Origin of the sequence: uncultured Senegalimassilia sp. (assembly GCF_934632265.1) — a bacterium.
Classification (GTDB): domain Bacteria; phylum Actinomycetota; class Coriobacteriia; order Coriobacteriales; family Eggerthellaceae; genus Senegalimassilia.
Genome location: NZ_CAKTYH010000114.1, coordinates 1 through 5,922, shown reverse-complemented (window position 1 = coordinate 5,922; position 5,922 = coordinate 1). Strand labels below are relative to the sequence as shown.

General features: G+C 55.1%; 6 protein-coding genes. All 6 read left to right on the top strand.

What is annotated here, in order from left to right:
- A partial coding sequence (rny, locus tag Q0H50_RS07930) for a ribonuclease Y (RefSeq protein ID WP_294421166.1) occupies positions 1-1,089 on the top strand: 1,089 nt, incomplete at its 5' end.
- Between the two features lie 15 nt (positions 1,090-1,104).
- Positions 1,105-2,208, top strand: a complete 1,104-nt coding sequence (locus tag Q0H50_RS07925; RefSeq protein ID WP_294421163.1) for an ATP-binding protein — start codon at positions 1,105-1,107, stop codon at positions 2,206-2,208.
- Positions 2,209-2,316: 108 nt separating this feature from the next.
- On the top strand, positions 2,317-2,646 hold the full coding sequence (locus Q0H50_RS07920; RefSeq protein WP_294421161.1) for a stage V sporulation protein S: 330 nt from the start codon (positions 2,317-2,319) through the stop codon (positions 2,644-2,646).
- 52 nt (positions 2,647-2,698) lie between these two features.
- Entirely contained in the window at positions 2,699-4,054 is a 1,356-nt protein-coding gene (gene miaB, locus Q0H50_RS07915; protein WP_294421159.1) for a tRNA (N6-isopentenyl adenosine(37)-C2)-methylthiotransferase MiaB, read from the top strand.
- The gene (gene miaA, locus Q0H50_RS07910; protein WP_294421157.1) at positions 4,011-5,024 is read left to right on the top strand and encodes a tRNA (adenosine(37)-N6)-dimethylallyltransferase MiaA; all 1,014 of its coding nucleotides are present in this window, start codon (positions 4,011-4,013) and stop codon (positions 5,022-5,024) included. The genes miaB and miaA overlap by 44 nt, the downstream gene beginning before the upstream one ends.
- A gap of 40 nt (positions 5,025-5,064) precedes the next feature.
- On the top strand, positions 5,065-5,922 hold an 858-nt coding region (dapF, locus tag Q0H50_RS07905; protein ID WP_294421151.1), incomplete at its 3' end, for a diaminopimelate epimerase.

The following is a 5,922-nucleotide window of genomic DNA, read 5'->3' as shown; positions in this document are numbered from 1 at the left end:
TTGCTCGACACGCTCAAATACGAGGTGGCTCATCAGTCTGCGGCCATCATCCGCGATTCCGAAGCTCGTACCAAGGCGGAGGCGGACAAGAAGGCCCGTTCCATCCTCAGCCTTGCCATTCAGCGCGTTGCTGCAGACCATACGGCAGAAACCACGGTTTCCGCCATTCACATCCCGTCCGATGACCTGAAGGGCCGCATCATCGGCCGCGAAGGTCGCAACATCCGGTCCTTCGAGCAGCTTACCGGCACCAACCTCATCATCGATGACACGCCGGAATGCGTCACCATTTCCTGCTTCGATCCGGTTCGCCGCGAAATCGGCCGCGTTACCATGGAAAACCTTATCGCCGATGGCCGCATCCACCCCGCACGCATCGAGGAGATGTTCGGCAAGGCCGAAAAGCTCGTGAATCAGCGCGTGCAAGAAGCGGGCGAGCAGGCTGCCTTCGACACCGGAATCCATGACCTGCATCCCGAGCTCGTGCGTACGCTTGGACGCTTGCGTTACCGTACCTCGTATGGTCAAAACGTGCTGAATCACTCGCTCGAGGTCGCGTACCTGTCCGGAGTTATGGCATCCGAGCTTGGCCTTGATCCGGTTCCCGCAAAACGCGCCGGCCTCCTGCACGACCTTGGCAAGGCCGTCGACCACGAGGTCGAAGGAAGCCATGCGGTCATCGGCGCAGACCTTGCTCGTCGCTTCGGTGAGAAGCCCTCTATCGTCCACGCTATCGAGGCGCACCATAACGACGTCGAGCCCAACAGCGTTCTCGACGTGTTGGTGCAAGCCGCCGACGCTGTTTCCGCAGCACGTCCCGGCGCTCGTAAGGAAACCCTGGACGCCTACATCAAGCGACTGGAGAAGCTTGAGGAGATCGCTAACTCCTACAAGGGCGTAGAGCGCACGTATGCCATCCAAGCTGGTCGCGAAGTCCGCGTCATGGTACAGCCTGAAGTGGTCGATGAGGCTCAAACCACCGTCCTTGCGCATGATATCGCCAAGCGCATCGAGGACGAGATGCAGTATCCCGGCCAGGTGAAGGTCGTTGTCATCCGCGAGAGCCGAGCTATCGGTATCGCAAAATAACGAAAGGCGTCAACTATGGGCGATGGCAACCTTGCCTCGTTTATCGAAGACGTTTGCGGAGAGAGCCACCTTCGAGTCGAAACCGATCTCGGAGGTGGCTTTGTTCGTTTACGTAGTTCGGAAGCCGAGCGCCGTCAGGCAGCGCAGGATATCCGATCATCCGAGGACATCATCATTGAAATGCTGCGAAATGCTCGTGATGCCCACGCATCGAATATCTTCGCAGCCTGTACGCGTGAGGGAAACATCAGGCGTATCGTTATGATCGACGACGGCGATGGCGTGCCGCAGCATTTACAGCGTACGGTCTTCGAGCCGCGCGTCACTTCGAAACTTGATTCCATGCATATGGACAAGTGGGGAGTACATGGCCGCGGTATGGCGTTGTATTCGATTGCGGTAAACGCCGAATCCGCGTCAATAGCCGCCTCGGATTCGAGCCTTGGTTCTGCTTTCGTTATTGAAACGGATCTCGAGAAACTCCCTGAGAAAACTGACCAATCCAGCTTCCCAACATTTGAGCTTAATGAAACCGGCGCGGTATCCGTGCGCGGGCCGAAGAACATCCTGCGAACCGCCGCCGAATTCGCAATCGAATCGAGAGCGTTGACGAATGTGTTCATTGGCTCATCAACGGACATCGCGGCAACGCTGTACGCGTTCGGACTGAGCAAGCTTACTGCAGCCGATAAGGTTGCTGGCGAGAGCGACCCGCACATGCCGATTTGCAAGCGCTTGGCAGCATGCTCGAGCTTGCCGTCATTCCACCATACCGCTGAAGCTCTTGGGTTGATGATGTCCGAACGTTCCGCTCGGCGCATTCTCGATGGTCAAATCGCACCATTATCCCCATTGCTGGCAAAAATCAAGATCGAAGGTTTGTCATCACCCGATGCGTTGGATGACGACAAACCTGCAGCGAAGACAAAAATGCATGCGCCCAAGCAACCAAAGGGTTTGAAAGTCTCGGACGAAGATTTCGCGCGTTTCGCTCGTCAAGTATCACAGGCCTACGCCGAATTGGCAGACGCTTATTACCTTGATTCCAACATCGATCCGCAAATCAAGGTGAGCAAGGACGCTATACGAATAACCATTCCTGTGCTCATGCAGTCTTAGCACAGGCCCTCCACATCATGTTGCGGACACATTTCGATATAGCTACAATTTAGCTTGCATTTGATTACGCCGAAACACAGGTCAAACAGAACACGAAAAGGTGAATGCATGAATGCCGAACAACATGCCCCGGAGTCAGGGTGCCTGAAAGTCTCCTCAAAATCATCCCCCGCATCAGTGGCAGGGGCCATCGCGGGCATGGTGAAAGATGGCGTCGGCGTTGAGATTCAAGCCGTTGGCGCTGGCGCCGTGAATCAAGCCGTTAAAGCAATCGCCATTTCTCGAGGATTTCTTTCACCTGTTGGCATTGAAGTTGCATGCATCCCGTCGTTTGCCGATATCGTCATCGATGGCGAGTATCGCACGGCTATTCGCTTCGCCATAGACCCTCGGTATACGCACGGCACTCCCGTCGCGGAGCCTGCTCTCGGCGAGTAGGCTCATATCTTCGTATCGCTTCCATCCTCAATACGATCGGAACCATATCATTATGCATACTCCCTTCATGAACATGACTTTTTGCGTCCGCACGTTCGGATGCCAGATGAACAAACACGACTCCGAGCGCATTGCAGGCATGCTCGAGGGACTGGGCGGCCTTATGGTCGATACCGTGGAAGAAGCAGATATCCTCATTTACATGACGTGCTGCGTGCGGGAAGCCGCCGACACGCGCTTGTACGGCCAGGTCGCTTCTTTGAAAAACATACCCGTAAGAAGCGGCTCGCCGTTGAGCAAACGAATCGTCGCGGTGGGAGGCTGCATCGGCCAACGCGACGGCGATGAGCTCACGAAGAAACTGCCCCATCTCGATGTCGTGTTCGGCACGCACAATCTTGCATCGCTTCCTCATCTGCTTCAAGCAGCCATCGAGGAAGGCGGTCATCAGGTTGAGGTGCTCGATGCGTCGTCCTCTTTCCCGACCGAGCTTCCGACAAGCCGAGAGCATTCGTGGGCTGCATGGCTACCAATCACCATCGGTTGCAACAACTTCTGCACGTATTGCATCGTTCCCTATGTTCGCGGTAGGGAGAAGTCGCGTCCTATCGAAGACATCGTCGCTGAAGCAGAGCGATATGTTGCCGCCGGCGTGAAGGAAATCACTCTACTTGGGCAGAACGTGAACTCCTACGGCCGCGATCTCTACGGTAGCCCCCGATTCGCTCAGATCCTCAAGGCTCTTGATGAGACGGGGGTGGAGCGATTGCGCTTCGCAACCAGCCACCCCAAAGACCTCTCTGATGAGGTGATCGCCCAATTCGGCACCTTGCGTTCGCTCATGCCGGCATTGCATTTGCCGGCACAGTCCGGCTCCGATCGTATTTTGCAGCTGATGAATCGCCGCTACACCTCTGCTCATTATCGACAGCTGGTGAGCAAGCTGCGCGATGCTTGTCCGGATATCGCTTTATCCACCGATATCATCGTAGGATTCCCCGGGGAAACCGAAAAGGATTTCATGGACACGGCTCGGTTGGTTGACGAGATCGGTTATCACCAGGTGTTCACGTTCATCTACTCCAAGCGCGAAGGTACGCCCGCCGCAAGCATGGAGGATAACACTCCGCACGAGGTGATCCAGAAGCGCTTCGATCGTTTGGTAGATATCGTTCAGGCGCACGCTTTTGACAAAAACCAACTTGACCTGGGTTCAACCATCCCGGTGCTGGTTGAAGGCTCCTCAAAACGCGACGAGCTGCTCATTGCAGGTAAAAGCCCGAAGAATCAAACGGTTCATGCTCCGGTCCCTGCCGGGAAAACCCCCGAACAGCTTGCTGGCAGCATCGTCAACGTTCGAGTGAATGAAGCAAAAACCTGGTATTTGGCCGGCGATATCGTTGAATAGCTTTTCGGAAGCTGCTGCAGCCGTTAATACAGCTGCAGCAGCTCTTTCGCAACCCGTTATCTGCGTAGTCGGTCCCACTGCTTCCGGGAAAACGGATGTGGCCCAAATCATCGCAACCAAGCTGCGTGGCGAAGTGGTGAGCGCAGATTCTATGCAGGTATATCGCGGCATGGACATCGGAACGGGGAAGCTGCCCGAACGCGAACGACTCGTAACCCATTATGGGTTTGATCTGGTTGATCCAGGAGAGCCGTATTCCGCAGCGTTGTTTCAGGAGTATGCGCGTCGTAGCTTCGTCGAAATCGAAGCTAAGGGGAAGCGGAGCATTTTAGCTGGAGGCACGGGATTTTACGTTCGTGCAGCCATCGATGCGTACGAATTCCCAGACGGCGAACAAATAGATAACCCGGTCCGAGAACGATGGAACGCTTTTGCGGCGGAGCGCGGCTCCGAACGGTTATGGGAAGAGCTGAACAAGCGAGATCCCGAAAGCGCAAGCCTTATACCGCCTGCCGACGTCAAACGAGTGGTCCGCGCCTTCGAACTGCTTGAAGCTGGAGAAAGCTACGCGATTCAAAAGCAGCGCCTTCAAACGCTCCCGCAATGGGTTCCTGCGGTATTTGTCGGGCTGTCGGTAGACCCTGACATTTTGCGTGCGCGTATTCGAGCGCGCGTTGACAGCATGATCGACAACGGGCTCATCGAAGAGGTGGAAGCTCTACTTGCATCTGGCTTTCGCGACGGCATAACAGCTCCGCAAGCAATCGGCTATAAGGAAATCGTAGCAGCACTTGATGGCTGCACAAGCATGGAGGAAGCAGTTGAATCCATAAAGGTATCCACATGCCGATACGCCAAGCGCCAACGCACATGGTTCAAAAAGGATTCACGTATTCACTGGCTTTGCGCAGATTCAGGGGATACCACAGCGCTGGCAAACGTAGCAATATCGTTGATTGATACACTGTAGTGCATATATAAACCTCTTAAAGGAGCGTGCATAATACCTCATGGAATTGGATTTTGTTAAGCTTCATGGTCTTGGCAACGATTTCGTTTTCATTGATGATTTTTCACGAGATATCGAATTGACGCAGGAGCAGGTGGCTTTGCTCTGCGATCGCCATTTCGGCATCGGCGCCGATGGCGTGATCATGGTCCGCCCTTCGAAACGCTCCGAGTGCGCGGCGTATATGCACTACATCAACGCAGATGGCACGCTTGCTCAGATGTGCGGCAACGGTGTTCGCTGCTTTGCGAAGTATCTCGTCGATCGCGGATTCGTTCTTGCCAGCGACGGTCACTTCGCGGCTGACACCTTGGCCGGTCCCAAACCGATCAGCTTTGAAGTTGACAAGCATGACAAGCTTACCTTCGCAACCGTTGACATGGGTCATCCGGTGCTTGACCCGCAGGAAGTACCGGTAAATCTGCCCGCAAACGGTCAGACCGACGAGGGCGACGGTTTCGTAAAGGAAAGCGCCATCGATTCTCCTTGGGGAGCGTTTGCCTTCACATGCGTTTCGATGGGCAATCCCCATGCTATTTGCTTCATCGACAACTTTGACATTCTGCCCGATGAGCTCTTCATTGATGCGAACAACAAATGTCTGGCAACGTTGGACTTGAACCGAATCGGCGCACATTACGAAAGCCACAACGCGTTCCCCGAGAAGACCAATGTAGAGTTCGCCCATGTTGGCAACAACGCTATTGAGATGCGCGTATATGAGCGCGGTTGCGGCGAAACGCTTGCCTGCGGAACCGGTGCGTGCGCAACCAACGTCGCAGCGGCATTGACCGGTCGCGCATCTAGAGAGAATGATGTTGTGCTGCGCGGAGGCACGCTGCACATCAAGTGGGACGCC